Genomic DNA, 26,768 nt, shown 5'->3' on the forward strand with positions numbered 1-26,768 from the left:
AGCATACACGACCCTTTCTTCACTTCTACTATATAAAAAATAGTAGTGCGAACCAATGCCTTGGCCTGCACTACTAATCTTAGTATGTTTTCTTTTTTCAATTGTTCAATTGCTATAGGATAAGCTGGATTCTTGTCGACCGTTATAACACGAGGCTTTGAAACATGAAAAGACCGCAAAGCTTTCTTGAAAAAGCGCTTTGCAGCCTTCTGATCTCTTGTTTTGCTTAGGAAAAAATCGATTGTGCTTCCTTTCGAATCAACAGCACGATACAAGTATATCCATTGACCTTTTACTTTGATATATGTTTCATCGACTCTCCAAGAGTCATTTGTTTGTTTGAGGTAACGTCGGATCCGTTTATCCAATTCAGGACCATACTGATGAACCCAACGCATAATCGTTGTATGAGAAATGGATAAACTCCGTTCCTCCATCATTTCCACTAAATCACGAAAACTAAGATTGTACCGTAGGTACCATCTTACCGTTAATAAGATAATATCAGGCTGATAGTGTTTCCATTTGAACAAATTATTCTTTTCCATACCAATCACACACCTTTTTAGAGTAATAGTATCAGTATGTCCAAGTTTTATAGATTTTTTGCACCAGAACCTACATCGGAACTAGCATTTTCATCCTTAACTTTCATCTGAACATTCGTCGCTGCTTTGGCAGCAAGAAACACAACCGTGAACTTGTATATCCCCTGAAATACTACAAGTACCTCCTGGTGAATCACTACATTGAACCCTTACTTTCTTAACAGAATCAAAAGAAGCATAAAAAAATTGGTTCGGTTCTATTTGAACTTGTTGATGGCCTTTTTTCTCTTTCGAAATTATTAATGTAATGGGACAGGTACTAAAATTACTCTCCAATTTGATTGTTACGGTAGGAAGACATTCTGTAAATGCTTGGTATATTTGAACGGAGCTACCGTCGCATTGTCGGTTAAAAGCGAAGAATGAGGGGTTTGCCGTATAAGAACCACAGGGTGTTGAACTATTACCATCCATCGTAAATAATTACCTCCTTTCAAAAAAATCGATATGCATATTGATTGTCGGGGAATTCTCAAGCGTGAGGGGTTGCTCTTTTTTGTTTGTTGATATTTTAAGGTTATTGTTCAAAATTAGCCGCAAGAAACACAACCGTGAATTTGTAATTCCCCAAATATGTTACAATTACCTCCTGGTGAATCACTGCATTGAACCTTTACTTCCTTAACACAATCAAAAGAAGCAAAAATTTGAGAATTAGGTTCAATTTGAAATCGGTGAAAATCTTTTTCCTGTTTTACAAATAATGTAATTGGACAACCGCTACCAGCATTAGCCAGCCGGAGTGTAATGGTAGGAAGACATTTTGTAAATGCTTGATATAATTGTACGGAGCCTCCGTCGCATATTCGCTGTATATTGATTCCCAATTGATTAGTGGTAAAAGAACCACAGGGTGTTGAACTATTACCATCCATCGTAAAAATACCTCCTTTCAAAAAAACTATATACAATATAGTAAATGCAATTTTCGTTCATTTGAAAGGTACAAGTTATTTAGTTAATTCATACATTTTGATCTATTTTAAAATACTTATGTTTTTCATCCCATCTTCCACTTAACTCCGCTAGTGAAAAAGCAACCTTTTTATCGATCAATTGCCCACGTTACTATAAACGCTTAATGGGGCAGAAAACAAAATCTATATTCAACTATTCTGCCCTATAGTTTAAGTGCATTCCTTAACGATCTCATACAAAATATATATAGCATGGATTGTTTGGAAGTCTTCTTCCATTAAATGGCCCGATTGTTGAATAGAATGACTTGCATTTTTTTAATAACTTTTTTGTCACTTTACATCAGTAATTTCAGAAACAGCTGATCCATGAAAGAAGCTTACTGTTGAAGCTTACCGTTTATATTCCTTTTCTCGAAAAGCCGTTTATAAATAAATTTTATAACTAATTCTAAAATATAAACCACTATACCACAGCATAGCATTACTAATAGAATTTCTATAAATTTAGTTGATGAAAAACTAAAAATTCTTTCTATCATTTTATTAAGTAAAATCATGAAAGCAAAAGATAAAAAACTTACTAATACACTCAAAATAATTATTTTTATAATGTCCATTTCTTGTTTAATTTTTATATAAGAAAAAATAAAGCAACAACCTAAAATAATCGGTAGTAATCCTATTTCTATTAAATTACTTAAATAAAAATACTCTCAGCTAAAATGAAGTATAAAATTCTTTTAAAAACCAATTTTATCCCCTCCTTTAATTAATATTATACTGTTCTGAAATTTGAATTTTTAGTGTATTTTGGAAATCGATTATAGTATTTGTTGAAAATATCTATATGTAGAATGTAAGAGAGAAGCGAGTTGAAATCATACATGTAAAGAAAATAATTGACTTACTTTAAATATGTAACTATAATAGTTACAAAATAACCATCAGTAATGGGAATGAGTAATATTTTTTAATATAATTGTAACTATAATGGTTACAATTAAAAAGAGACATAAAACAACCAAAAAATGTAAAAACTTTAAATAGCAACAAGAGAAAGGAGACGGGAACTTTGAAACGGTTTAAGTTTTATATGATTAGCGGTATTGTGCTCGTTTTGCTTATAGTATGTAACTTCGTTGATAAGCCGATTGCGAAGGTTGGAGAAGTGAAAGATACTGTTATGATGAAGCTACATACGAAAGAGAGTATGGCGCAAATTGATGGACAGACGATTTATTTTAAGCAAATTGGTGAGGGGAAACCGCCTTTATTAATGCTTCATGGGTTTGGTGGTTCTTCTGATGGGTTTAGTGATATTTATCCGGAACTTGCGAGAGATCATACGATTATTGCAGTTGATATTTTAGGATTTGGGCGTTCTTCTAAGCCAGTTGATTTTCAGTATTCGTTTCCTGCGCAAGTGAATTTATACTATAAGTTAATGAAGAAGCTCGGATACGATCAGTTTGCGGTGCTCGGTCATTCGATGGGGGGAGAGATGTCTCTTAATTTAGCGTATTTATATCCAGACGCAGTGACGCATCTCATTTTGGCAGATTCTACAGGAATTGAGTCTTTCCAGCAAAAAGAAAGTTATGAAGTTCCGCCGCTATCGACAGACTTACAAACTGTAACAGAGATTACGGACTATAATAAAAATGAAGTGAAAAATAGCCGCGATGATAAAGAGCATTATGATCAGCTTACGAAAATGAAAGAACGCCGTATTGCGATGGAAGCTGATAAAATTAAGGTGCCGACTTTAATTATATGGGGACGACACGATAAGAGCGTTTCTTGGAAAAATGGTGAGTTGTATCATGAGTTATTTGCAAATAGTACGTTTCATATTATTGAAAAAGGATACCATGCGCCGTTTCGTCAGGAACCAATCGAGTTTATGGAATATGTACAAGCATTTTTCGCGAAGCATCCACAATAAAAATTTAAGCATAAATCCATTTCTTTCCTCATAGAGTGAAACTAATAAGGCTTGTCTAAGGAAAGGAATGAAGTGATTTGGAAACTTTACCATGGTGGGTTTATCTTGTAATCGTTGGGATCGTATTGAGTGGCTACATGGTTTTATATACTTCGAAAAAAGAGCAAGATATGGATAATGAGTTTATCGAAAAAGAAGGCGAAGTTTATATGAAGCGCTTAGAAGAAGAGCGAGAGAAACGTAATCAGAGTAGTGATAAGGATTCGGTTTTATTATAATAGCTTCATTTCTTAGTGAAGTTTTGGGCGTATATATTGTGAGCATCTATTAGAAAAGATTAGTGTAAAGTTGATTACTAGCGAAACAAAGTAAAAATGGTTATAAAAGATGAAGATTTATTTTTTTAAACGAATAATATAGAGTTTGTTGGTAGGAAACAAGATAAGATGGCACAATGTGGTTTACTGTTGAAATGTGAGAAAAGATACAACTGTAGATTAGGTGCGTTAATAAAAAAAAGCGAGGTTCAGTAGTTTATGACTTACTGAACCTCATGCTTTTTCTTTTATATTTATCAAGTCAGAAAATATTTCTAAAACTCCATGGGGAATTTAATAAAAAACGAATCATGGACTCTTTTAAGTACCACGATTCGCGATAGTAATTCATTAATTACTTAGATTTTAATTTTTTGCGTTCTGCCTCAATTTCGGCACGTAAAGTAGCTTCTGGATAACGATCTATTTTCCCGTTTCCTTCTTGTATAAGGTTATTTAATGTATCTTCTGTCTGTTCTTCAACAATCAAAATGACCCCTGTTTTCCCTGGTTTAATCGATTTTAATGTGTTTTCAAAAACAGAGTATGCATGAGTAACTTCTTTTTTATCTTTAAAGATACCGATTGTGGATCCAATTAGTCCACCTAATAATACACCGAAAGGTCCACCGAGTATTCCAACAAACATACCGATTAAACCGCCCTTATTTGTTTTATCAGCACCAGTTATATCTAAAAAGTCTTCTACTGATAATTCACCATCTATTTTTCGTTTAATAACGGCGATTTGATCTACTTTTAATTGGTGCTCAAGGTGAAGTTTTTTTATAACAGAGAATGTTTTGTATGACTGCATATCTTCCTTAAATGTAAGTACAACAGCTTGTTTTTCCATATTTAAAACCTGCCTTTCTCTTAAATCATCATAACATATGTACACGATTTGGGTCTACTTCTTCCAATAAATGTTTTATACATCAACGTTATTCTTTATGGTAAAGCATAATGATCATGATTATCCATAAAAAAGACACCCAAAGGTGCCTTCCTCCGACTTGAACCATTACTATGGCCGGTTTCTTCTCGTTAATAGGTTGCTACTATTGTCGTATTTTGCAGTTAAGTCGATATTCCTTGTCGAAACGTCGATATAATTCAATTTGCGTCGATAAAATGGGAGTTACGTTCAATATAATTTCATGTACCGTCGAAATTGGACAGTGTCTTCTATTTATTGTTCGGGAAATTATTATTGGAGCATAGTATATGAAATCTACATACTACATAGCGCTATTTTAAGATGTAACGCACAAGTTGCGCAGGTTATGCAACGATAACTCGCTTTACTCTTCATCATTTATTTGACCATACTAGGCGTAGAGAGGTGATAAACACAGTATGATTTTTAGCGAGCGTTTAAAAGAAGAAAGGGAAAAAAGAAATTGGTCGCAAAATGATTTGGCTGAAAAAATTCATGTAAGTAGGCAATCTGTTTCGAAATGGGAGACGGGAAAGAACTATCCGAGCATTGAAATTATTATTCATTTAAGCGATCTGTTCGGTATTACGATTGATGAGCTGCTAAGGAGTGATGAAGAGTTGACGCAAAAAGTAATTGAAGATAGTAAACAATTAGCGCATCCAAAATGGAAGGTGTTTTTTGATAGTTTATTTATGATGGGCGTATTTTTATTTATTACAAAAATCGTTGTGTGGGTACTAAATACGTTCGCCGGAGCAAATATAACACTCTTAGCAGATGCACCATATATAATGAATTTTTTACCTCTCCTATTAATGGTTATAGGTGGTATGGGATCTGATAAGTTGAAGAAAATATATAGATAATGAAGGAATTTCCCCACACTAGCTGTTCTTTCCACTCAAATTGTGTACTATAAAGAATAGACGGGAAGGGGACATATAGAATGGAATTTCATGAACAAAAGATTTTGCCGGCAGTGAGGCAAATTAAAGATTTGGAAAAGCTATTACATAGTTCGTATGAGTATATCGTTATTTTAGATATTCATGTCGGGCAATTGAAGAGTGTTGTGTCACTTGCGAAGCAGCATAGTAAAAAGGTGTTTTTACATGTTGATTTGATCCATGGATTACAAAGTGATGGGCATGCGACGGAGTTTTTATGCCAAGAATATAAACCATACGGGTTATTATCGACAAAGGCGAACGTAATTATGAAGGCGAAGCAAAAGGGTGTTGTCGCAATTCAGCGCATCTTTTTAATTGATTCTAGTGCGATGGAAAAGAGCTGTAATTTGCTAGAAAAAACGAAGCCGAATTATATAGAGGTACTTCCTGGAGCGTTAACGGATGTGATTGCTGAAGTGAAAGAGCGTACTGGTGTGCCAATTTTAGCGGGTGGTTTCATTCGTACTGTGGAGGATGTGGAAAGAGCGTTAAATGCTGGTGCGACAGCCATTACGACATCGAAGAAAGAACTATGGAAACATTACCAAAAAAAGTGACGGAAATGTGAAAAAATTCTGTTGACACCGCTTTCACGAGAGGTTAACATTATAGACAAGTTAATAAACGTGACGGAGAAAAGAAGAGATCCACATTTTATTGTTTCTATATACTTTTATATAGAAGCATGTAAGCTGTGGATTTTTTTCTTTTGAAAAAAACGAATGGCCATTCATTTTACTTCTATCACATTTGAAAACGTTTAAATTGATTGCGGAGGGATACTATGTCAGCATTTTTAGGAGAGTTAATAGGGACTGCGTTGTTAATCTTACTTGGTGGCGGCGTTTGTGCTGGTGTAAGTTTAAAGAAGTCGTTTGCGAAAGATTCTGGTTGGATTGTCATTACAATGGGCTGGGGCTTAGCAGTGGCGGTTGCAGCGTATGCAGTTGGATCAATTAGTGGGGCACATTTGAATCCGGCTTTAACGATAGGGCTTGCTTTTAAGGGAGCGTTCCCATGGAGTGACGTACCAATGTATATCGCAGCACAAATGATTGGGGCAATTATCGGGGCAGTTCTTGTATATTTACATTACTTACCACACTGGAAAGAAACAGAAGATCCAGGAACAAAATTAGGTGTATTTGCAACAGGTCCAGCAATTCCGAACACATTTGCAAACCTTTTAAGTGAAATGATTGGAACATTCGTTTTAGTATTTGGTATATTAGCAATTGGAGCAAATAAATTTGCAGACGGATTAAATCCATTTATCGTAGGTTTCTTAATTGTAAGTATTGGTTTATCATTAGGTGGAACAACAGGATATGCAATTAACCCGGCTCGTGATTTAGGTCCGCGTATTGCACACTTCTTCCTTCCGATCGCAGGAAAAGGCGGTTCAAACTGGAAGTATGCATGGATTCCAGTAGTTGGTCCAATTTTAGGTGGATCACTTGCAGGTTTATTCCATCAAGTTGTATTTGAAGGAAAACAAAATTCAGCACTTATTTATGTGATTATTGCAACTGTGATTGTACTAGCAATCTCTTATATGACAAGTAAAAAAAGCGGAAGCACTACAAATAGTAGAAAAGTAGCATAAGGGGGAAACCGATATGAAAAAATATATTCTTTCATTAGACCAAGGAACAACAAGCTCACGCGCAATTCTGTTCAATAAAAAAGGTGAAATTGTACATTCAGCTCAAAAAGAGTTTACACAACATTTTCCAAAGCCGGGCTGGGTAGAACATAACGCGCAAGAAATTTGGGGATCTATTTTAGCGGTTATCGCAACTTGCTTAAGCGAAGCAGACGTAAAACCAGAACAAATCGCTGGTATCGGTATTACGAATCAACGTGAAACAGCGGTTGTATGGGATAAAGAGACTGGCAAACCAATTTATAACGCAATCGTATGGCAATCTCGTCAAACAGTTGAAATTTGTGATGAGTTAAAAGAAAAAGGTTATAGCGAAATGGTTCGCGAAAAAACAGGTCTTTTAATTGATGCATACTTCTCTGGAACGAAAGTAAAATGGATTTTAGATAACGTTGAAGGTGCAAGAGAAAAAGCGGAAAACGGCGAGCTATTATTCGGAACAATTGATACGTGGCTTGTATGGAAATTATCTGGTGGTAAAGCGCACGTAACAGATTATTCAAATGCATCACGTACATTAATGTTTAACATTCACGACTTACAGTGGGATGATGAGCTTCTAGACATGTTAACAGTACCAAAGAGCGTGCTTCCAGAAGTACGTCCATCATCTGAAATATATGGAGAAACAGTTGATTATCACTTCTTCGGTCAAAATGTACCGATTGCAGGTGTAGCTGGTGACCAACAAGCGGCATTATTCGGACAAGCTTGTTTCGGTGAAGGTATGGCGAAGAACACTTACGGAACTGGTTGCTTCATGTTAATGAACACAGGCGAAAAAGCAGTTGCTTCTGAGCATGGCCTATTAACAACAATTGCATGGGGTTTAGATGGTAAAGTAAACTATGCACTAGAAGGAAGTATTTTCGTAGCAGGTTCTGCAATTCAGTGGTTACGCGATGGAATGCGTATGTTTAAAGATGCAAGTGAGAGTGAAGTGTACGCATCACGCGTTGAATCAACTGAAGGTGTATATGTTGTACCAGCATTCGTAGGTTTAGGTACACCGTATTGGGATAGCGAAGTACGCGGCGCTATGTTTGGTGTAACACGCGGTACGACGAAAGAGCATTTCATCCGTGCAACGCTAGAATCTTTAGCATACCAAACGAAAGATGTATTATGCGCGATGGAAGCTGATTCAGGTATTGAACTGAACACGTTGCGCGTTGATGGCGGAGCAGTTAAGAATAACTTCTTAATGCAGTTCCAAAGCGATATGTTAGACGTTCCTGTAGAGCGTCCGGTGATCAACGAAACGACAGCTTTAGGTGCAGCATACTTAGCTGGTCTTGCGGTTGGATATTGGAAAAACCAAGACGAAATTAAAGAACAGTGGCATATGGATAAACGCTTTACACCAGCAATGGAAGCGGAAACAAGCGAAGAGCTATATGCTGGATGGAAAAAGGCAATTGAAGCAACAAAAGCTTTCAAATAATCATAAACAGTGTTATAATGGTGACAAGTTAATAATTCGGTAGGAGATTTGGAGAGACCATAACGCGCTATAGAGGCGAAATCTATAGCGGAGTTTGTGGTCTCTTTTTTCGTTATCAAAGGGAGGAATTACCATGAAATTTTCAAGTAAACAACGTAAAGACGTATTAAACGGGGTAAATAAACAAGAGTTAGATGTGATCGTAATTGGTGGAGGTATTACTGGTTCTGGTATTGCATTAGATGGAGCAACACGCGGTTTATCAACGATTGTGTTTGAAATGCAGGACTTTGCAGCAGGTACATCAAGTCGTTCAACGAAGCTTGTACATGGTGGTTTACGTTATTTAAAACAACTTGAAGTGAAAATGGTAGCAGAGGTGGGGAAAGAGCGTGCGATCGTATATGAGAACGGTCCCCATGTAACAACACCAGAGTGGATGTTACTTCCGTTCCATACAGGCGGTACGTTCGGATCATTCAGTACATCAATTGGTCTTCGTGTATACGACTTTTTAGCCGGTGTAAAACGAAGCGAGCGCAGAAAGATGTTTAACCGTGAAGAAACGCTAAACAAAGAGCCTCTTGTAAAACAAGAAGGATTAAAAGGCGGCGGTTACTACGTAGAATATCGTACAGACGATGCTCGTCTTACAATTGAAGTAATGAAAGAAGCAATTGAGCATGGTGCAAAAGCTGTTAACTACGCAAAAGTAGACAGTTTCTTATATAAAGATGGAAAAGTATGTGGTGTACGTGTAATCGATTTACTAGACGGAGAGGTATATGAAGTTTACGGTAAGAAAATTGTAAACGCAGCTGGTCCTTGGGTAGATACACTTCGTGAAAAAGATAACTCGAAAAAAGGAAAAGTTCTTCAATTATCAAAAGGTGTTCACTTAGTAATTGATCAAAAACGTTTCCCATTAGGGCAAGCGATTTACTTTGATACACCAGATAAACGTATGGTGTTCGCGATTCCTCGCGGAGGAAAAACGTATGTAGGTACAACAGATACGTTCTATGATAAAGACGCAGCTGTACCGCACATGACAACAGAAGATCGCACATATATCATTAATGCGATTAACTACATGTTCCCAAGCGTGAAAATTACAGAAAAAGATGTAGAATCAAGCTGGGCTGGTGTACGTCCCTTAATTTATGAAGAAGGTAAAAATGCATCTGAAATTTCTCGTAAAGACGAAATTTGGACTTCTGAATCTGGTTTAATTACAATCGCTGGTGGTAAATTAACTGGATACCGCAAAATGGCTGAAATGGTAGTAGACTACGTAACGAACTTACTACAAAAAGAAGGTCATAGCGCATATCCGAAGAGCGATACGAAACATATGCCAATCTCTGGTGGTCATGTAAGTGGTTCACACGGGTTCCCGGCATTTATCGCGAAAAAAGCAGGCGAAGGTACGAAATACGGTTTAACGACAGTGCAAGCGGAAGAATTCACGAAATTCTACGGCTCTAACGTTGACGTACTGTTCGACTTAGCGAAAAAACATAAAGACGAAGCAAAAGAATACAACATGCCGCTTGACGTTCTAATCCCGCTTGTATACGCAATGGATTACGAAATGACAGCGAAGCCAGTTGACTTCTTCGTACGCCGCAGAGGCGCTGTATTCTTCAACATCCACTGGGTATACGAGTGGAAAGAAGCAGTAATTAACTACATGGCTGCGAAACTTGGCTGGAGCAAAGAAGAGCAAATGAAATACACAGCTGAACTAGAAAAAGCATTAACAGATGCTGTCATTCCTGTAGATCAACAAGAACAGGCAGCTGCGTTAGCGTAAGAGAGAAAACCACTTGAAGGGGAGCCTTTAGGTGGTTTTTTTTATGGACTATTCAAATTTTTGTGAATTTATTATATGACGTTTCTAGGGTGGGGCGTTTGAATCATAGCTATCTTTATAAGGGTGAAATTATTAAGAACGCAGAGATTGAATTGGATGATTATATGTGGGAATGTATCAATCCTAATATGGGCGGATGAAAATCAAACAAAAGTGTTAGTTAAATTAAAAAAGCAGTTAGCTTTTGCTAGCTGCTTCACTCCCTGGAGAGTGTCCGTTATATAATTTAGATAAAAATACTAGCTATTAAAAATACAGCTCCTATCAAAATTAGAGAATCAAATAAAATCAGGAACTGGCTTCTCTGTGGCTTTCGAAATTCCTTTATTAAGCTAAAAACCGCACTCATTCCGAAACAGATGTATAACAAAATCATTATTGTTTCTGACACACTTAACACTCCTAATATATTGATAATTTAATTATACAACGAAAAACAGATGCATGTAAGTTTTTGACAAAATTCTTATTTGGAGTGATTTTATAAATAGAATTTAATAAAAAAAACCCTATCCTTAATAAGGATAGGGAAATGGTATAGCAGCTTTTAGGAAGCTTATATTTAATATACTAAAAGAGTAAAAAAATATATTTATGTAAAATTTGGAAATTAGTGTTGGTGAAATGAAAACAAAATCGTTGTTTGAGAGAAAGGAAGGATAATGTGATATCCCACGAGAAAAATTCGATGTAATTGCGGAAGCGATGGCAAATGACCTGCAATTCACAGATGATCACTTTGAAACATTTGCAGACAACTACTGGAACGGATTTTAAAACAAAACGCTATTTTAGTAGGAAGAGGAGAATATGAAGCCATGAGTTAGACTATGATGGCGTGTATAAAACTTGAAATAAAGGTTTAACAAAACGGTATGGACATTGCTAACCGTATTTTTTTATGAATTTATAAAACTTTTCCATAGAGTGCGTCGTCTAATATATGGGAAGGAGGAAATGATGTGGATGAATTAACAGTAGAGATGTTTGAAATAGAAGATAAGGAGGACCTTATCGACGAAATAATGAACAAGTATGGACAAGAAGTCTTACAGCTTGTGTATTCATATGTGAATAATAAAGAGGTTGCTGAGGATTTAACGCAAGATATATTTGTTAAATGCTATAAGTCTCTTCATACATACAAAGGGAAATCAAATGTAAAAACGTGGTTGTGGAGAATTGCCATTAATCAGTGTAAGGACTACATAAAAAGCTGGTATAACAAAAAGGTAATCGTGACAGCGGATGATACTACGTATATCGGGAGTCAAAAAGAAAGTGTTGAACAAACGGTTATTCAAAATGCAGAGGATAATAGGCTGGCTTCTGCAGTAATGAATTTACCGATAAAATATCGAGAAGTCATTTATCTATTTTATTATGAAGAATTATCTATTAAAGAGATTTCGATTGTAATAGAAGTGAAGGAAAACACGATAAAAACGAGACTGAAAAAAGCTAAGGAGCTTTTGAAGAAAGGATTGGAGGAATAATCAAATGGAAGATCGATTAAAAGGCTTGCGAAAATCAATGGAGAACACAACTTTTAAACATTTGCGTTTTTCTGATCAACTTCGAAAGCAGGTGCGCGAAAAAATCAATCACTCAATCCAAAGTGAAGAAGATATCTCTTTAGCAGTTTTACAACTTCTCAGTAATGAAAAAACAGGCTATGAACTGGCGCAGTTATTGCGAGGGAGAGGGATTCAAAAATTCGAAGGAAATGAAGGTTTTTTATACACTGTATTACATCGTCTAGAACAGAACCGTTTTATCCAATCTAGCTGGGATCATTCAGGAGCGAAATATTATCAATTAAATGATAAAGGAAGAAAGATGTTACGAAAGGCAGAGAAAGATTCTACAAAGACACGGTTTATATTAAAAGGCTTAGTACAGGAGTGAGGCGGAATTGAATAAAAAAGGGGAGCGTTTTTTAAGCGAAGTTACCAATCATATTAAATCAAAAGAAGCAAAGGGCTTTGTGGCAACTGAACTAGATTTTCACTTGAAACAGGCGAAGAACACGTGGATGGAGAAAGGGTTAAGTGAGGAAGTTGCTGAAGATAAAGCTGTTGAACAAATGGGAAGTCCGGTCAAACTTGGGCAAGAGCTTAACAAACTCCATAAGCCAAAGGCTGATTGGTTCCTTATTATTTTATTAGTGATTGCTATGGGGCTAGGATTTTTGCCAATAGTAGCTCTTGGACATACGAATGATTTATTAATGAATAAGGTGATATTTGTTATTCTCGGCATTGCAACAGCTTTTGGGATGATGCTGATTGATTATCGAAAGTTAGAAAGACTTGGATGGCTGTTTTACATAATCGGAGTACTCATCCTTTTAATGCTATACTGTTTTCCAAATGCTTCGATGACTGGAGAGCCGTTAATGAAAATTGGTCCTATCGCAATTGACTGTTTAATGGCAGTACCATTCTTTTTTCTAGCTTGGGCTTCTTTTTTTAATAATAGTAGGATAAAGGTTATGCATCTTGTGATTTTGTATTTATTTTCTTTGTATTTATTTTTAATTGTATCAACTCTTTCAACAATTTTTATCTATATCACGATGGTATTCGTTATGCTTTGGTGGAGTAAGTTAGGAAAGAAAAAGGCATTAATTATTACAATTGTCCCCATTTGTTTATTTATTATCAAGGTATCCGTATCCTGGTCCTCAGGATACCATTTGGATAGATTTCTAGGGTATTTAAATCCAGAGCGTGATGCAGGTGGCGCGGGGTTTATGTATATACGTTTAAAAGAGGTAATGTCGTCAGCAGGTTGGTTTGGTACATATGGAGATATAAAGTTCATCCCTGCTCCAGATACTGATTTTGTGTTTGCGAGTTTGACTTACTATTATGGGTATGTGCTTGCACTAGTCCTTGTTTTAATTCTTTCTCTTTTTGTGGCAAGGTTAGTGGTCATATCTTATAAAATAAATGATCGGTATGGTAAATTGCTTATCGTTGGAGGAATGACTCTTTTTGTAGTCCAGTTCATTTATAACGTTGGAATGATACTAGGTTTATTGCCGCTTGCTTCTATATCCTTACCTTTTATTAGCTATGGATTAACACCAACTGTATTTCATGCGCTTTTAATGGGGATCGTGTTAAGTGTGTATCGACGTAAAGATATGTCATTTAGAATGAGAAAAACACCTTGATAAAAATCAAGGTGTTTTCGTTATACACTTAAAACTCGCTGAATCAGCCCCGAGTACAAAAGGACTAACCTCACCAACGCTATACATATGCAACTCATGCATCGCACGCGTACAAGCAGTGTAAAATAATCTACGAAGGCTCTCATCACTGTATACTTCATCATTTGCATTGTAAATAATAACAGCGTCAAATTCGATACCCTTCGCTAAATAAGCAGGGATAACGACAATACCTTGCTCATACTCAGCAGAGGTACTCTTCACAAGTTTAATGTCTTCAATGCTGCCGAGCGCCTTATATGCAGCGGCACTTTCGGCTGCGGATTTACATATAATTGCGATCGTATTGTGCTGTTGTTTTTGTAGTTCTGCGACTTTGGCAGTGATGTCGTCATGCAGTTCACTGTAATTAGAAACTGTAGTCACTGTAGGTTTCTCGCCGTCACGTTCAAATGCGTTAATGTTCTTTCCTTCCGGTACGAGATATCGTGTAAATTCAATGATCGGTTTTGTTGAGCGATAGCTACGAGTCAAGTTGATACCGTTTGTTTCGTCTAGCCCGTATAAGTTAGTAAGTGTATTGAAATTAACTGTTTCACTCGCATGGGCGAATATCGCTTGGTTAAAATCGCCGAGTACCGTCATTTTTGCGGCAGGGAAGAGACGTTTTAAAAACTCGAATTGAAACGGAGAATAATCTTGCGCTTCATCTACGAGTACGTGTTTAATCGATCTGTTCGTTTGGAAGCCTTCAATTAACTCTTTTAAAAGTAAAAATGGAGTTGCATCCTCGTAATATAGTTTTCCTTCATCAAGCATGTTCACCGTTAGTGAGCAAATGTCGTCCCATTCTTTCGGTTTTTCTCCAGTAACCCATGATGCATCTGTGAAGAGTTGTTTATATATGCCTGTGAAATTGATGAAGCGTAGTGTTTGAACGCCTTTACGAAGTGGCTTCAATTTTTTGCGGACAATCATACGTCCAAGTACTTTCGTTTCTTTTTCATAATCATTAAAGGAGTTGTCGTCAAACTCGCCCTTTTTCTGTAAATATTTATAAGCCTTTTGATATTCATCTTTACTAAGTAGTTCAATTTCCTCTTCTACCCAAGGTTTTTTCAGTTCTGCTTTTTCGATTGCATCTATTTGTTTATTTAGCCAATCCGTTAACTTTTCAATTCTATTATGGAAACGGAGGGAGGAGTCTGTATTGTAAAATTGCTCTGCGATTTCTTTAGCAGAGGCAATCAGTTTTCCTCTAAATTTCATTCCTCTAAATAACATGCCAGACGATTCAAGAGATTGTCTGTACGTTCTAATCATCTCAAAAAATTGAGTAGATGCTTTAAAGCGAATGCTCGCATTTCTAGTTTTATAGGCAGGACTATTCGTTTTAGTTAGCATATATTCTAATTGCTCGTATGGATCTTCCACATCAAATGACTTACTTAGTCTATGGTTTAAATATTCCTGGAATGTCACTTGCTGCATATTCTCTTCGCCAAGTTCTGGTAGTACGTTAGATACGTAACTGTTGAACATGGAGTTAGGGGAGAAGAGAATGATTTGATCTGCTTTTAACCATTCGCGATATTTATATAGTAAATAGGCGATTCGTTGCAGAGCAGCCGACGTTTTACCACTACCAGCAGCTCCTTGAACGATAAGTAGTCGTCCTTCATCGTGCCTTATAATTTCATTTTGCTCACGCTGGATAGTCGCAACGATGCTTTGCATATGTTTGTTTGTACCTTTTCCGAGCACTTGTTGTAGGATTTCGTCTCCAATTGTAAGGCTCGTGTCGAACATAGAATCAATCACGCCGCCCTGAATAATATATTGTAATTTCTTTTCTACAGTTCCGTTAATGACACCGCCTGGCGTAGTATATTTAGCCGGCCCTGGTGGATAGTCATAGTAGACACTCGAAATAGGTGCACGCCAATCGTATATAAGAAAGTTTTCGCCGCTTGCGTCGGTAAGGGTAGCAACACCGATATAAATTTGCTCTGCGGCAGGTTCGCCTTCTTCTGTAAAATCAATGCGTCCGAAGTAAGGTGCTTTCTGCATACGTTTTAGTGCAGCGAGTCGATTAAAAGTGTGCTTATGTGTAATTTGTGTTACAGCAAGTGACTGAGCTTGTTGTCTTAAGTTGATAACTGTTTCAAGATAATCGTCAAAAGTATCCGTGTTCATTTTCACATCATCCCAAAAGTGTTTGCGGATGTTGATTACTTCTGCCCGGCGTCTGCCAGTTTCGTTTTCCAACTTATCAATTTGTTCCGTAATCGTTTCTATTACGGTATCCAATCGTTTTTGCTCTAGATCAAGTTTTTTGTTCATACGTAAGCACTCCTTTAAAAGTGAAAAATAGAGGTTGACTGAAAATAGATTTTGTTGTACTATTAAGATAGGGGTAAATACGTTCTTTATATTTTAATAAACGTGTTTCTGTACTAATTTAACATAGTTTTTGAATTTAATCAATAATGATGAGATAAACCTTGGTTCCGTGCTGCGCGAATCGAGGTTTTTTTGTGTTGAATGGAGTAAGGGAGAGAGTTATATTAATTTATCGATAGACAGAAATGAAATGATGCTGTAATCAGTGGGGAAGATACAACTAAATATTAGCTGTATCTTTGAAATAAAGTTTGATTAAAAGTATGCTACAATCCAGTATTTTATAACAACATCCTTATAGATAATACCTAAAGGGATAGAGTATGGCGATGATTGTATTTTAAACTGACACTAGCCCGCACCAATTAGGCTTTTGCCAGATAAATGTACTATAAAACAAAAAAGATCGGGCTAAGCCCAATCTTTTCATTATTTCTTTTCTTCTTTTTTATTGTCAGCTTTAGGTTCTTCGAAAAGATCTTTCAAATCTTTATCGTCAACTTTTACGTCAGCTTTTTTGATCTCTTTCATCATAAGATCGTTCATGAATTGAGCATCTTGCATTTTCTTCTGAACTAGATCTTTTTTGATGTCGCCTTTTACTTCATCAAATGGTTTTTGTTCTTTAATGTCTGTTACTTTAATGATGTGGTAACCGAATTGTGATTTTACAGGTTCGCTTACTTCATCTTTTTTCAGCTTGTAAGCAGCATCTTCGAATTCTTTAACCATTTTACCAGGAGTAAAGTAGCCAAGATCTCCGCCTTTTTCTTTTGAACCAGTATCTTCAGAGTATTGTTTCGCTAACTCTTCGAAAGATTTACCTTGTCCAAGTTCTTCTTTAACCTTTTTCGCAGTCGCTTCATCTTTTACAAGAATATGGCTTGCTTTAATTTCAGGTTTATAGTTTTCTTTTAGTTCTTTATCAGTGATTGTTTTTTCAATCGCTTTTTCTTGAGCTAATGAAGCGCGAACGCCATTTTTTATAGTTTCTTCTTTAATACCTTGTTGTTTTAATAGTGTATCGAATTGATCACCGTATTGTTTTTTCATTTCATCGAACTTTTTGTCTACTTCTTTGTCTTCAACTTTGTAGTTGTTAATAAGTACTTTTTCCATAACCATGTTATTTAGTACTTGTTTACCAGCTGTTTGCTTCATTTGAGTGTAGAACTCTTCTTTTGTAATGTCACCAGCTTTAGATGTAACAATTTTGTCGGATGATGATGTTCCACATGCTGATAAGGCGATTACACTTGTTGCGGCTAAGGCAAGCATAGCTTTCTTCATTCAATAAACACTCCTACTATTATGTATTTTTAATTTATCCTACACTGATGAACTTTAGTTCATAAGAGCCCGATTAAGTCTCACTGATACTTTTGCTTTTTATACTGGTAAAGCGCACTTAACAGGGCTTACCGAGGCTGAGGATAAAGTTAAGATGCGTGTCATTTATTTCATAGTATAAGCAATATGTACAAAATTTAATATATCATATTTCGACTCGTTTTCCTATTGATAAAGAAATTTTAACCAGTTCGTGTCAGATTTTGAAAGTGTGCCATATTGGGCGCATGTCGCATATACAGAATAGAGGAGGGGATGGGGATGAATTCTCAACTTATTTTATTAGTTGTACTGTTTATTTTATTGGTTATAGTAGGTATAATTTGCTTATAGAGGAAAAAAATGAGGAAGGGGCTTTCCTTCCTCACTTTCCATGAAATATAATTTCTATATAACTAGAAATTAATAAAATTGTTATACATACATTAATAACCCGAAAGACACCGGGTTGGCGGCTCGCAGCTATTTGTTTTCGTTCACACAGTGTATGTGTCATGAAATTCGTGTAAAATATAACAAGAAGTGCGAATGCGACAAAAACAACTGTTATAAGTGTCATGAGGCGAGACCTCCTTTTGGCTAAAATACATATATATATTGTATCACACGATATTTTGTTCGTGTTACAAAATTCAGAAATAGAAGACTTTGTGTTAGAAAGTGAGGGAGAAAATGGACGTTGTTAGAAGATTAGAACAGGCTGAATACTACGTAGACCTACTATTTAAAATGATTGATGAAGAAAAGTGTCCATTTTATTCTTTGATCATAAAGAAAAAAGCTCGTAAAAAAGATATTGAACGTATACTAAAAATTTGTGAAATACTGAACGAACAGTACGTAGTGGAGAAAGCAGAAGGGCTTTTATTGTTCGATGCGCTGTTAGATCAATTTGAAAAAGCGCTTCCACATCAGCTCGAAGTACACGAAACTGCGGAAGCGCTAGCAAAACAAGGTTTATTTAAGCCACTTATGAATGAATTCTTAAGTATGATTACGAAAAAATAAATAAATAGATTATTTCTTAACTAACTTTTGATCGGATTCCGTAAAGTTCTCCTCAATACTTTCTAACGATTTCTCAAAAATATCGATGAAGTCTTGTCCGTAAATATTACGCAGGATTGCAATCAGTTCGATATTTTCTGGGAACTTCCCATAAAAATTACGAAGTGCAAGAGCCCCATTAAACACAGAATTATTTTCAGGATCATACTCCTCCATTAAGCGAAGTAGTAATTCTTCCCCTTTATCTGTAATTTCAATGTACGTATTTCGTTTATCATCTTCTTTTTTCGAGAATATAAGATAGCCGCGTTCTTCGAGCTTTTTAGAGAAGTTAAACGCCGTTGATACGTGCATAACTCCAAACTTAGCAATCTCAGAAATAGAAGCCCCTTTTAAATGATAAGCGATTGATAAAATGTGGTGCTCATTAATGTTTAAATCGTAAGGTTTAATCCACTGTTGCCAATCTTTCTCTACGCATTTCCATAACGCTTTCGATAATTGAGCAATGCGTTGGCTGAAAATCATCGCTTCTTTTACCGAGTAATCTTTTTCTCCACTTTTCATTTACTCACCCACTTTAACATTCTTTTTCATTACTATCTATTATGCCAGTAAAATAAAAATTAATAAAGTCTTTTTGTGAGAATTGTGAAAATTTTTCGGAAAAATGACATTCTATACAAATCATGCATAACTATGGAAGCGTTTTATGAGTCGTGAATACATGTGTTGTCCATACATGTTAGGTGATAACATATATTGTAAATGCATAAAAACACGGCATATCAATGTGATATGCCGTGTTAAGGTCAATTTATCTAAAAAATATTTGTTATATGCAAAAAACTAAGCAGGAATCTGTTTACGCTTTTTCTGGAACAGCTTCTTGTAGTTTTTCAATTGATTTTTGAATGTCCAAAATTTCTTTCTCGATATGGCGCTTGTTTTGAGAAATATCTTGTTTCCAGTTAGAAAGCGTGTCTTGCATATCGTCTTTTAGTTCTTGAAATACTTCTTTACCTTCGGAAGCAGTTTCAACGATTTGACGCTTTAATAACTTTGTATCAGCTGTAATATCAGCTAAAGTCTTTTTAATATCAGTTCCTTTTTCTTTCAGCTTACCGCGCATATCTTTACCAGAAGAAGGAGTTGAGAAAAGAACGGCTAGTCCAGCAACTGCTCCGCCGCAAATGACACCTGTGATAAAGGATTTAGCTTTTGACATAAAAGGAGACCTCCTTATTTTTCGTTCGTATTCATGATGTACAAAAGTATGCATATATTTCTTGTATGTGCGATGCACAGAAAATCATACCCCAGCATTTTAAGTGAAAAAACAAGTCATGCTAATGTTTAATCATTTTGGGGAATCGACTTGTTATGTATTACGTCTTCTTATAGTGTCACTATTTCACACTATTTGCAATTGTGCCTGCGATATTTTGTAAAGTTTCCATAGTGTATTCATTTTGGTGTGATTTCCAAACAGCACCGAAACCATCGTTTTCACCGTAGCGTGGAATTAAATGAAGGTGGAAGTGGAACACAGTTTGTCCAGCTTTTTCACCGTTATTGTTAAGTACGTTAAAGCCAACTGGATTAAACTCTGCTTTAATTGCGTTTGTGATTTTCGGAACGACAGAAAAAATGTGTGATGCGATTTCTGGCGTTAACTCAAAAATGTCTTGTTTGTGAACTTTTGGAATAACAAGAGTATGTCCTTTTGTTACTTGACTAATATCTAAAAATGCAAGTACATGTTCATCTTCGTATACTTTTGAACAAGGGATTTGCCCGTCAATAATTTTACAAAAAATACAATTATCTGCTGTATGATTCATCGATCTCATCCTTTCAAATAGCCTTAGCCGTATTTTACCATAATTACATAAGAGAACAAACACGAAAAACAGGAAGCTGACTCAGCTTCCTGTTTTCTGAAGATGGATTGAAAAAGCATTATTGTAATTTACGGTTCGCAGACACCTCATTTATTTAAGAAATGCACGGTAAATCGGCTAAAGTTTCTGCCGTAGACACCCCATTTTCAAGTGAAATGAATTGCAATCTTTTTTTAAGGAAATTGTTTATTTATAAAACAGTATATGCTCTTTCGGAGACACCCCGTTTCTAAAATGAAACAAATAATCTGGTTATGTGTAAATTTCTTTGTCCAACATGGACACCCCATTTCATGATGACTTCACTATGTTGTTATACTCATCAATTGGTGGTTGCTTTTTCAATGTGTTCCTTCTTCACTAATTATGATGTCCGCTTTCGTAAAAATATATACGAAGGAATTTAAATTTTTTTTGAGGACATCGAAACTATGTAGGATAGTGCAATTTTTGGTAAGATGAATATAGAATGAATATAAATGAAGAAAGTGGTGTCGTATGAGCGAGTTATTACGTGTAGAAAATGTTACAGGAGGATATACGAAACGCCCTGTACTGAAAGATGTTTCGTTCTCTGTTAATAAAGGCGAACTTGTCGGCTTAATCGGTTTAAATGGAGCTGGTAAAAGTACGACGATTAAACATATTATCGGTTTAATGGAACCGAAAAAAGGAACTGTCACAATTAATGGGAAAACAATTCGTGATGATATGACAGCGTATCGTTCTAGTTTCTCCTTCATTCCAGAAACACCGGTATTATATGATGAGTTAACGTTAGAAGAGCATTTGAAGTTAACAGCGATGGCGTACGGCGTGGATGAAAAGCAATATGAAGAACGTGTAGGACAACTACTACAAGAGTTTCGCATGAAAAATCGTTTGAAATGGTTTCCGTCTCATTTCTCAAAAGGGATGAAGCAAAAAGTAATGATTATGAGTGCGTTTTTAGTGGAACCATCTCTTTATATAGTGGACGAACCTTTCGTCGGGCTTGATCCGTTAGCGATTCAATCACTTCTTCAAATGATGGATCAAATGAAAAAGAGCGGCGCAGGTATTTTAATGAGTACACATATTTTAGCGACGGCAGAGCGTTATTGTGATTCGTTCATTATTTTACATCAAGGTGAAGTAAGAGCGATGGGAACATTATCGGAACTGCAATCCGAATTTAATATGCCAGGTGCAACGTTAGATGATATTTACATTGCGTTAACGAAGGAAGAAGATTATGAATAGCACAGCATTATGGAAAGAACGATTTCGGCACTTTCTAAAAGAAGTTCGTACATATAGTAAATACGTATTTAATGATCATTTGAAGTTTATTTTCGTGTTCATCATCGGTGCAGGAGCGTATTATTACCAGCAATGGTTACAAACGTTAACACCTTCGTTTCCAACTGCGCTTGTGATGGCACTATTAATTGGACTGGTTTTAACGGCTGGATCCACTCAAACGTTATTGAAAGAAGCAGACCTCGTTTATTTACTACCAGTTGAAGAAAAGTTAAAGCCTTACTTTACAAAGGCATTTCTCTTTACGTTTATGATTCAGTTATACATAATCGCAATCGTAGCAGCAGCCCTTGCCCCGTTATACTTCCAACAAATGAAACAAACGGGAGCAGCTTATATATGGCTTGTAATCGCGTTTGTCATTGTAAAAGCGTGGAATTTATTTGTAGCGTGGGAAAAGTCATTTTTAACAGATCAAAATGTACAAAGAGCCGATTGGTTCATTCGTTTTATCTTAAATGGCTTATTTGTGTACTTCCTTGTAGAACGTACTTCCGTTCTTTTCATTGGCGGAATCGTTCTGCTCATGGTGTTATACCTTACTATCCTGCATCAAATGGTGAAGGGAAAGCCGCTGAACTGGGAGTATTTAATTTCTGAAGAAGGTAAAAAAATGATGCTGCTGTACCGCATTGCGAATATGTTCGTTGATGTACCAGCATTAAAAGAGCGAGTATCCCGTAGAAAATGGCTTGATTTCATTCTTTCGATGATCGGTGAAAAACGTACATATTTATACTTATATACGAGAACGTTCTTAAGATCTGGCAACTATTTTGGATTATATGTGCGCTTACTCGCTCTTGGAGGAGTCATTCTTTACTTTATTCCATTTTTATATGGGCGATTTATCGTAAGCCTTATCTTCTTATACTTAATCGGTTATCAGCTATTAACCCTTTGGAAACATCACCGCATGAAAATTTGGCTTGATTTGTATCCAGTAGGGGAAGACGAGAAGAAGGAAGATTTTCTTACTTTATTAAATGCGATTCTTATTATCGGCAGCATTGTATTTACAATTTTATTTGCACTTGCGACGAAAGATTTCATAATGACCGGTATTTTATTTGTCGTAAGCATATTATTTAGTATTGGTTTCGTGTATCAATACAGTGCGAAACGCATTGAGCGTTTAAACTGAAAGGAATGAACCTATGATTACATATGAAGAAAAGGTTATAAAAGAATTGGAGCAGTGGAAAGCTACATTCATGAAAGATTCTTCTATGATGACACGGTTCTCAAAAAAAGTGCAGACGAAAGTACAACAGCTCATTCCGGCGAAAGTACAAAAAGTGTTAACAGAAACGATTCGGATGATGGTGCAAACGATTAGTGCCGGATCAAATTTTATAAAGCCGAAATTAAAAGAGACGAACTGGTCACTGCAAAGACGTGACGATGAAGTCCGTAAAAAAATGGATGAGTACAAAAAAATAGCTGCAGCAGAAGGAGCTGGAACGGGAGCAGGCGGAATTCTTCTCGGTCTTGCCGATTTTCCGCTTTTACTCACCATTAAAATAAAGTTTTTATTCGATGCAGCAACATTGTACGGGTTTGATACGAGCGACAAAGAAGAACGCCTCTTTATTCTTCACGTTTTCCAACTCGCTTTTTCAAGTGACGACCACCGAAAAGAAGTATGGAAAGCAATTGAAACGTGGGATACAGAAGAAGAAAATCATATGGACTGGGAAAAGTTCCAAACAGAGTACAGAGACTATATCGATTTAGCGAAGATGCTTCAGCTCGTCCCGATCATCGGTGCCCCGGTCGGCGCGTACGCAAATTATCAATTATTGCAAAGGCTTGGAGAAGTGACGATGAATTGTTATCGTATGCGATTGCTTACTAAAAATTAATTTGTTTTATAAAAAGAAGGCATTCTAAATTATCACATTTAGGGTGCCTTTTTTTATTTGTATTTCTATTCATATTTTTTATTTTATCCAGCTATTTGTGGGCGGTAAAACCTCCACTGATTAAAGTTTCACTTTTTTACCAATAATATACAGATAAAGTAGATTTGGTTATAAAGTTACTTGAGCTTACTTTACTGTATTTAGGGGTGCAAAATATGAAAGTATCAATATTTATTACTTGTGTTGCAGATGTTTTTTATCCAGAAGTAGGAAGAGATGTTGTAGAAATTCTTGAAGATTTAGGTTGTGAAGTTGATTTTCCAAAAACTCAAACTTGCTGCGGACAACCTGCTTATAATAGCGGGTATGTTAAAGAAACAAAAACAGCTGCAAAACATATGATTGAAGCCTTTGCTAGTTCAGAATATGTTGTGGCGCCGTCGGGATCTTGCGCTATGATGGTTCACGAGTTTTCCGGTTTATTTTCTGAAAGTGAAGCGGAGTGGAAGAAAAAAGCTACTGAACTTGCAAATAAAACATATGAATTCACACAATTTCTTGTTGAAGTATTAGGGAAAGAAGACTTAGGTGCGGAGTTTCATAAAAAAGCAACGGTTCATACATCTTGTCATATGAGCAGATTAATGGGGATTAAGGAACCACCGCAAAAATTATTAAAATGTGTAAAGGGATTGGAAGTTGTTTCACTGCCGCATAATTATGATTGCTGTGGATTTGGGGGGACATTCTCAGTGAAAATGCCTGAAATCTCTGAACAAATGGTTGATGAAAAAGTAAAGCATATTATGGAAACTGGTGCGGAAGTGTTAATTGGGATGGATTGTAGTTGCTTAATGAATATAAAAGGACGTTTAACGCGTAATGGTTATCCAATTGATGTAAAACATATTGCTCAAGTATTAAATGAAGATCGAAAATAAGAGGTGGATATAGAGATGGGAATGAAAATTGGGAACGATCCCTTTCATAAGCGCACTGAAACAGGCATTGGGGATCAATTTATGCGAAAGGCTGTCAGGAAAGCGCAAGATGGTCTTAGAGTCAAGAAATTAAAAGCTACTGAGAGTCTTGGGAATTGGGAGGAATGGCGAGCTTTAGGAGAAGAAATTCGAAAGCATACATTAGAAAACCTTGATTATTATTTATATGAGCTGAGTGAAAATATTGAGAAAAACGGTGGCTTTGTTTATTTTGCAAAGACTGCAGAAGATGCAAGGGAATATGTAAAAGAGATTGTAAAAAAGAAAAATGCGAAAAAAATTGTGAAATCAAAATCGATGGTAACGGAAGAGATTAGTTTAAATGAAGCGATTGAAGAAGCTGGAGCGGAAGTGTTAGAAACAGATCTTGCGGAATTTATTTTACAAGTAAACGACCACGATCCTCCGTCACATATTGTTGTTCCGTGTCTTCACAAAGATAAAGAACATATTTGTGAAATATTTAAAACAAAGTTAAATTACACTGGAACATCTGATCCTACGGAAATGGCGAGGTTTGTAAGAGCATATTTACGTGATGATTTTTTTGCAGCGGATATAGGGGTGACTGGATGTAACTTTGCTGTTGCAGAGTCTGGTTCAATTTCTATCGTAGCAAATGAAGGAAATGCAAGACTTACGACGACACTTCCGAAAACGTTAATTACAGTTATGGGGATGGAACGTATCGTTCCGACATGGGAAGAGCTTGATGTTTTAGTAACACTTTTATGCCGAAGTTCTGTAGGACAAAAGTTAACAAGTTATATTACAGGGTTAACTGAGCCGGGCGGGACAGATGGACCTGAGGAATTTCATTTAGTCATTGTTGATAATGGCCGTTCTGATATTGTAGGAACAGAATTCCAAAGTGTCCTTCAGTGCATTCGTTGCGCAGCATGCATTAACGTGTGTCCTGTATACAGGCATATTGGTGGACATGCATATGGCTCTATTTATCCAGGGCCAATTGGAGCTGTGTTGACACCGCTTTTAGGGGGATATGATGAATATAAGGATTTACCTTATGCGTCTAGCCTGTGTGGTGCTTGTACAGAAGCGTGCCCAGTGAAAATCCCGTTACACGACTTATTAATTAAACATCGGAGCCGCATTGTACAAGAAAAATACTCACCTGTAGCTTGGGACGTGGCTATGAAAGGCTTTGAAAAAGTGGTGAATAGTTCTAGATTATTTTCTTTTGCAGCGAAGAGCGCTCCGTATGCATTAAGACCTCTTGCAAAAGGAGATAAAATCGAGCGCGGCATTGGGCCGTTAAAAGATTGGACGGATGCGAGAGATTTTCCAGTTCCGAAAAAACAACCGTTTCGAGAGTGGTTTAAAAAACACGAAAAGGAGAACAATGATGGACATCCAAAATCGTGAGGAATTTTTACTCCAATTATCAGAAAAGCTTGGTAGGAAACGTCCAGAAGCAGTGAAAAAACCGACATGGTCTGTTTCCCCGCAGTGGAATGTTTTTGACGGACTTTCGCAAGACGAACTTGTATTAAAGTTAATAGAACACTGCGAAGTAATTCATACAGAAGTGAAGCGAACAACAAAGGAAAATCTTGTTGAAACATTGGGGTCTTTTATAAAAGATTGGAATATCAAATCTGCTATGTATGCGAATGATGAGCGCTTTAATGAGTATGGTCTTACTCCATGTTTCAAAAATGAAGGTACAACACAATTTCGTATATGGGGATTAGATCATAAAGAAGAGGACATAGCGTTTGCGAAAGCTGCTGACCTTGGCATTACGTTCAGTGATATGACTTTGGCAGAATCAGGAACCGTTGTGCTATTTAATGACGGGTTAAAAGGAAGGCATGTTAGTTTGCTTCCGGAGTCGTACATTGCAATCGTTCCTAAAAGTACGATCGTACCAAGATTAACCCAAGCTACAAAACTGATTCATGATCAAAATAAAGCGGGAGAAAACCTGCCGGCTTGTGTGAACTTCGTTTCTGGTCCGTCAAATAGCGCAGATATTGAAATGAACCTTGTTGTAGGTGTGCATGGGCCAATCAGAACAGCATATATTATTGTGGATGATCAATAATGATTTCGAGTTATAAA

Annotated in this window: 28 protein-coding genes; 18 read left to right on the forward strand and 10 right to left on the reverse strand. The window is 36.3% G+C overall.

Features of this window, described 5'->3' with window-relative positions:
* The 3 genes from MR065_RS03885 to MR065_RS03895 all read right to left on the reverse strand — a co-directional run.
* The coding region (locus MR065_RS03885) for an IS6 family transposase (RefSeq protein ID WP_242212572.1) at positions 1–548 on the reverse strand (548 nt) is incomplete at its 3' end.
* 590 nt (positions 549–1,138) lie between these two features.
* Positions 1,139–1,483 carry a hypothetical protein gene (locus tag MR065_RS03890; protein WP_242212573.1) on the reverse strand — a complete coding sequence of 115 codons (345 nt, stop codon included), beginning with the start codon at positions 1,481–1,483 and terminating at the stop codon, positions 1,139–1,141.
* A 422-nt stretch (positions 1,484–1,905) separates the two neighbouring features.
* Positions 1,906–2,217, reverse strand: a complete 312-nt coding sequence (locus tag MR065_RS03895) for a DUF4029 domain-containing protein (protein ID WP_313895151.1) — start codon at positions 2,215–2,217, stop codon at positions 1,906–1,908.
* Between the two features lie 383 nt (positions 2,218–2,600).
* On the opposite strand from MR065_RS03895, the gene MR065_RS03900 reads away from it, so the two are divergent.
* Together MR065_RS03900 and MR065_RS03905 are read left to right on the forward strand one after the other, a co-directional pair.
* Positions 2,601–3,473 carry an alpha/beta fold hydrolase gene (locus MR065_RS03900; RefSeq protein WP_242212574.1) on the forward strand — a complete coding sequence of 291 codons (873 nt, stop codon included), beginning with the start codon at positions 2,601–2,603 and terminating at the stop codon, positions 3,471–3,473.
* A gap of 77 nt (positions 3,474–3,550) precedes the next feature.
* Complete coding sequence (locus MR065_RS03905) at positions 3,551–3,751, forward strand: sporulation YhaL family protein (protein ID WP_000449226.1); 201 nt, start codon at positions 3,551–3,553, stop codon at positions 3,749–3,751.
* A gap of 394 nt (positions 3,752–4,145) precedes the next feature.
* On the opposite strand, the gene MR065_RS03910 is transcribed toward MR065_RS03905, so the two are convergent.
* Positions 4,146–4,646 carry a co-chaperone DjlA gene (locus MR065_RS03910; RefSeq protein ID WP_242212575.1) on the reverse strand — a complete coding sequence of 167 codons (501 nt, stop codon included), beginning with the start codon at positions 4,644–4,646 and terminating at the stop codon, positions 4,146–4,148.
* A gap of 503 nt (positions 4,647–5,149) precedes the next feature.
* Here MR065_RS03910 and MR065_RS03915 point away from each other — a divergent pair.
* The 8 genes from MR065_RS03915 (at position 5,150) to MR065_RS03950 (ending at position 13,850) form a co-directional block, all read left to right on the forward strand.
* Entirely contained in the window at positions 5,150–5,599 is a 450-nt protein-coding gene (locus tag MR065_RS03915; RefSeq protein WP_242212576.1) for a helix-turn-helix domain-containing protein, read from the forward strand.
* 80 nt (positions 5,600–5,679) lie between these two features.
* The gene (gene glpP, locus MR065_RS03920) at positions 5,680–6,240 is read left to right on the forward strand and encodes a glycerol uptake operon antiterminator GlpP (protein WP_242212577.1); all 561 of its coding nucleotides are present in this window, start codon (positions 5,680–5,682) and stop codon (positions 6,238–6,240) included.
* Positions 6,241–6,467: 227 nt separating this feature from the next.
* On the forward strand, positions 6,468–7,289 hold the full coding sequence (glpF, locus tag MR065_RS03925; RefSeq protein WP_088232657.1) for a glycerol uptake facilitator protein GlpF: 822 nt from the start codon (positions 6,468–6,470) through the stop codon (positions 7,287–7,289).
* Between the two features lie 13 nt (positions 7,290–7,302).
* Positions 7,303–8,793: a glycerol kinase GlpK gene (glpK, locus tag MR065_RS03930; RefSeq protein WP_242212578.1), complete on the forward strand. Its 1,491-nt coding sequence runs from the start codon at positions 7,303–7,305 to the stop codon at positions 8,791–8,793.
* Between the two features lie 133 nt (positions 8,794–8,926).
* Positions 8,927–10,609 (forward strand): aerobic glycerol-3-phosphate dehydrogenase, encoded by a 1,683-nt coding sequence (gene glpD, locus MR065_RS03935; RefSeq protein WP_242212579.1) that lies wholly within the window; start codon positions 8,927–8,929, stop codon positions 10,607–10,609.
* Positions 10,610–11,631: 1,022 nt separating this feature from the next.
* Positions 11,632–12,165, forward strand: a complete 534-nt coding sequence (locus tag MR065_RS03940; protein ID WP_242212580.1) for a sigma-70 family RNA polymerase sigma factor — start codon at positions 11,632–11,634, stop codon at positions 12,163–12,165.
* A gap of 4 nt (positions 12,166–12,169) precedes the next feature.
* Complete coding sequence (locus tag MR065_RS03945; RefSeq protein WP_242212581.1) at positions 12,170–12,577, forward strand: PadR family transcriptional regulator; 408 nt, start codon at positions 12,170–12,172, stop codon at positions 12,575–12,577.
* Positions 12,578–12,584: 7 nt separating this feature from the next.
* Complete coding sequence (locus tag MR065_RS03950; protein ID WP_242212582.1) at positions 12,585–13,850, forward strand: FtsW/RodA/SpoVE family cell cycle protein; 1,266 nt, start codon at positions 12,585–12,587, stop codon at positions 13,848–13,850.
* Between the two features lie 6 nt (positions 13,851–13,856).
* Here the strand turns inward: MR065_RS03950 and helD are convergent, their stop codons facing one another.
* Together helD and prsA are read right to left on the reverse strand one after the other, a co-directional pair.
* Entirely contained in the window at positions 13,857–16,193 is a 2,337-nt protein-coding gene (gene helD / locus MR065_RS03955; protein WP_242212583.1) for an RNA polymerase recycling motor HelD, read from the reverse strand.
* 489 nt (positions 16,194–16,682) lie between these two features.
* Entirely contained in the window at positions 16,683–17,543 is an 861-nt protein-coding gene (gene prsA / locus MR065_RS03960; protein ID WP_242212584.1) for a peptidylprolyl isomerase PrsA, read from the reverse strand.
* 279 nt (positions 17,544–17,822) lie between these two features.
* Here prsA and MR065_RS27565 point away from each other — a divergent pair, with 279 nt between their 5' ends.
* Positions 17,823–17,936 carry a YjcZ family sporulation protein gene (locus tag MR065_RS27565; protein ID WP_313895149.1) on the forward strand — a complete coding sequence of 38 codons (114 nt, stop codon included), beginning with the start codon at positions 17,823–17,825 and terminating at the stop codon, positions 17,934–17,936.
* Between the two features lie 31 nt (positions 17,937–17,967).
* On the opposite strand, the gene MR065_RS03970 is transcribed toward MR065_RS27565, so the two are convergent.
* Entirely contained in the window at positions 17,968–18,162 is a 195-nt protein-coding gene (locus MR065_RS03970; protein WP_000172690.1) for a hypothetical protein, read from the reverse strand.
* Positions 18,163–18,275: 113 nt separating this feature from the next.
* Between MR065_RS03970 and MR065_RS03975 the strand changes: the two genes are divergently transcribed.
* A complete protein-coding gene (locus tag MR065_RS03975) occupies positions 18,276–18,611 on the forward strand; it encodes a DUF1878 family protein (RefSeq protein WP_242212585.1) in 336 nt (111 codons plus the stop codon).
* 9 nt (positions 18,612–18,620) lie between these two features.
* Here MR065_RS03975 and MR065_RS03980 read toward each other — a convergent pair whose 3' ends face one another.
* The 3 genes from MR065_RS03980 to MR065_RS03990 form a co-directional block, all read right to left on the reverse strand.
* A complete protein-coding gene (locus MR065_RS03980) occupies positions 18,621–19,178 on the reverse strand; it encodes an HTH-type transcriptional regulator Hpr (RefSeq protein WP_242212586.1) in 558 nt (185 codons plus the stop codon).
* A 298-nt stretch (positions 19,179–19,476) separates the two neighbouring features.
* Complete coding sequence (locus tag MR065_RS03985) at positions 19,477–19,839, reverse strand: YtxH domain-containing protein (protein ID WP_071711168.1); 363 nt, start codon at positions 19,837–19,839, stop codon at positions 19,477–19,479.
* Between the two features lie 181 nt (positions 19,840–20,020).
* Entirely contained in the window at positions 20,021–20,455 is a 435-nt protein-coding gene (locus tag MR065_RS03990; protein WP_242212587.1) for an HIT family protein, read from the reverse strand.
* A gap of 558 nt (positions 20,456–21,013) precedes the next feature.
* Here MR065_RS03990 and ecsA point away from each other — a divergent pair.
* The 6 genes from ecsA to MR065_RS04020 all read left to right on the forward strand — a co-directional run bounded on the left by ecsA (position 21,014) and on the right by MR065_RS04020 (position 26,751).
* A complete protein-coding gene (ecsA, locus tag MR065_RS03995; protein ID WP_097904097.1) occupies positions 21,014–21,757 on the forward strand; it encodes an ABC transporter ATP-binding protein EcsA in 744 nt (247 codons plus the stop codon).
* Positions 21,750–22,961 (forward strand): ABC transporter permease EcsB, encoded by a 1,212-nt coding sequence (ecsB, locus tag MR065_RS04000; protein ID WP_242212588.1) that lies wholly within the window; start codon positions 21,750–21,752, stop codon positions 22,959–22,961. The genes ecsA and ecsB overlap by 8 nt, the downstream gene beginning before the upstream one ends.
* Positions 22,962–22,974: 13 nt before the next feature.
* The gene (gene ecsC, locus MR065_RS04005) at positions 22,975–23,682 is read left to right on the forward strand and encodes an ecs operon protein EcsC (RefSeq protein ID WP_097904099.1); all 708 of its coding nucleotides are present in this window, start codon (positions 22,975–22,977) and stop codon (positions 23,680–23,682) included.
* 215 nt (positions 23,683–23,897) lie between these two features.
* Positions 23,898–24,623, forward strand: coding sequence for a (Fe-S)-binding protein (locus MR065_RS04010; protein WP_242212589.1), 726 nt, complete (start codon positions 23,898–23,900; stop codon positions 24,621–24,623).
* A gap of 15 nt (positions 24,624–24,638) precedes the next feature.
* The gene (locus tag MR065_RS04015; protein ID WP_242212590.1) at positions 24,639–26,069 is read left to right on the forward strand and encodes a LutB/LldF family L-lactate oxidation iron-sulfur protein; all 1,431 of its coding nucleotides are present in this window, start codon (positions 24,639–24,641) and stop codon (positions 26,067–26,069) included.
* Positions 26,050–26,751, forward strand: coding sequence for a LutC/YkgG family protein (locus MR065_RS04020; protein ID WP_242212591.1), 702 nt, complete (start codon positions 26,050–26,052; stop codon positions 26,749–26,751). Before MR065_RS04015 ends, MR065_RS04020 begins: the two co-directional genes overlap by 20 nt.
* Positions 26,752–26,768: the final 17 nt, after the last annotated feature.

The organism is Bacillus cereus group sp. BfR-BA-01383 (assembly GCF_022663495.1).
GTDB lineage: Bacteria > Bacillota > Bacilli > Bacillales > Bacillaceae_G > Bacillus_A > Bacillus_A cereus_AU.

What these genes read in the sequence shown, in the direction of transcription:
- MR065_RS03890 (WP_242212573.1), bottom strand. Translation starts at nt 1,483, where the DNA reads ATGGATGGTAATAGTTCAACACCCTGTGGTTCTTTTACCACTAATCAA.
- MR065_RS03910 (WP_242212575.1), bottom strand. Translation starts at nt 4,646, where the DNA reads ATGGAAAAACAAGCTGTTGTACTTACATTTAAGGAAGATATGCAGTCA.
- MR065_RS03915 (WP_242212576.1), top strand. Translation starts at nt 5,150, where the DNA reads ATGATTTTTAGCGAGCGTTTAAAAGAAGAAAGGGAAAAAAGAAATTGG.
- glpP (WP_242212577.1), top strand. Translation starts at nt 5,680, where the DNA reads ATGGAATTTCATGAACAAAAGATTTTGCCGGCAGTGAGGCAAATTAAA.
- glpF (WP_088232657.1), top strand. Translation starts at nt 6,468, where the DNA reads ATGTCAGCATTTTTAGGAGAGTTAATAGGGACTGCGTTGTTAATCTTA.
- glpK (WP_242212578.1), top strand. Translation starts at nt 7,303, where the DNA reads ATGAAAAAATATATTCTTTCATTAGACCAAGGAACAACAAGCTCACGC.
- glpD (WP_242212579.1), top strand. Translation starts at nt 8,927, where the DNA reads ATGAAATTTTCAAGTAAACAACGTAAAGACGTATTAAACGGGGTAAAT.
- MR065_RS03945 (WP_242212581.1), top strand. Translation starts at nt 12,170, where the DNA reads ATGGAAGATCGATTAAAAGGCTTGCGAAAATCAATGGAGAACACAACT.
- helD (WP_242212583.1), bottom strand. Translation starts at nt 16,193, where the DNA reads ATGAACAAAAAACTTGATCTAGAGCAAAAACGATTGGATACCGTAATA.
- prsA (WP_242212584.1), bottom strand. Translation starts at nt 17,543, where the DNA reads ATGAAGAAAGCTATGCTTGCCTTAGCCGCAACAAGTGTAATCGCCTTA.
- MR065_RS03970 (WP_000172690.1), bottom strand. Translation starts at nt 18,162, where the DNA reads ATGACACTTATAACAGTTGTTTTTGTCGCATTCGCACTTCTTGTTATA.
- MR065_RS03975 (WP_242212585.1), top strand. Translation starts at nt 18,276, where the DNA reads ATGGACGTTGTTAGAAGATTAGAACAGGCTGAATACTACGTAGACCTA.
- MR065_RS03980 (WP_242212586.1), bottom strand. Translation starts at nt 19,178, where the DNA reads ATGAAAAGTGGAGAAAAAGATTACTCGGTAAAAGAAGCGATGATTTTC.
- MR065_RS03985 (WP_071711168.1), bottom strand. Translation starts at nt 19,839, where the DNA reads ATGTCAAAAGCTAAATCCTTTATCACAGGTGTCATTTGCGGCGGAGCA.
- MR065_RS03990 (WP_242212587.1), bottom strand. Translation starts at nt 20,455, where the DNA reads ATGAATCATACAGCAGATAATTGTATTTTTTGTAAAATTATTGACGGG.
- ecsA (WP_097904097.1), top strand. Translation starts at nt 21,014, where the DNA reads ATGAGCGAGTTATTACGTGTAGAAAATGTTACAGGAGGATATACGAAA.
- ecsB (WP_242212588.1), top strand. Translation starts at nt 21,750, where the DNA reads ATGAATAGCACAGCATTATGGAAAGAACGATTTCGGCACTTTCTAAAA.
- ecsC (WP_097904099.1), top strand. Translation starts at nt 22,975, where the DNA reads ATGATTACATATGAAGAAAAGGTTATAAAAGAATTGGAGCAGTGGAAA.
- MR065_RS04010 (WP_242212589.1), top strand. Translation starts at nt 23,898, where the DNA reads ATGAAAGTATCAATATTTATTACTTGTGTTGCAGATGTTTTTTATCCA.
- MR065_RS04015 (WP_242212590.1), top strand. Translation starts at nt 24,639, where the DNA reads ATGGGAATGAAAATTGGGAACGATCCCTTTCATAAGCGCACTGAAACA.
- MR065_RS04020 (WP_242212591.1), top strand. Translation starts at nt 26,050, where the DNA reads ATGGACATCCAAAATCGTGAGGAATTTTTACTCCAATTATCAGAAAAG.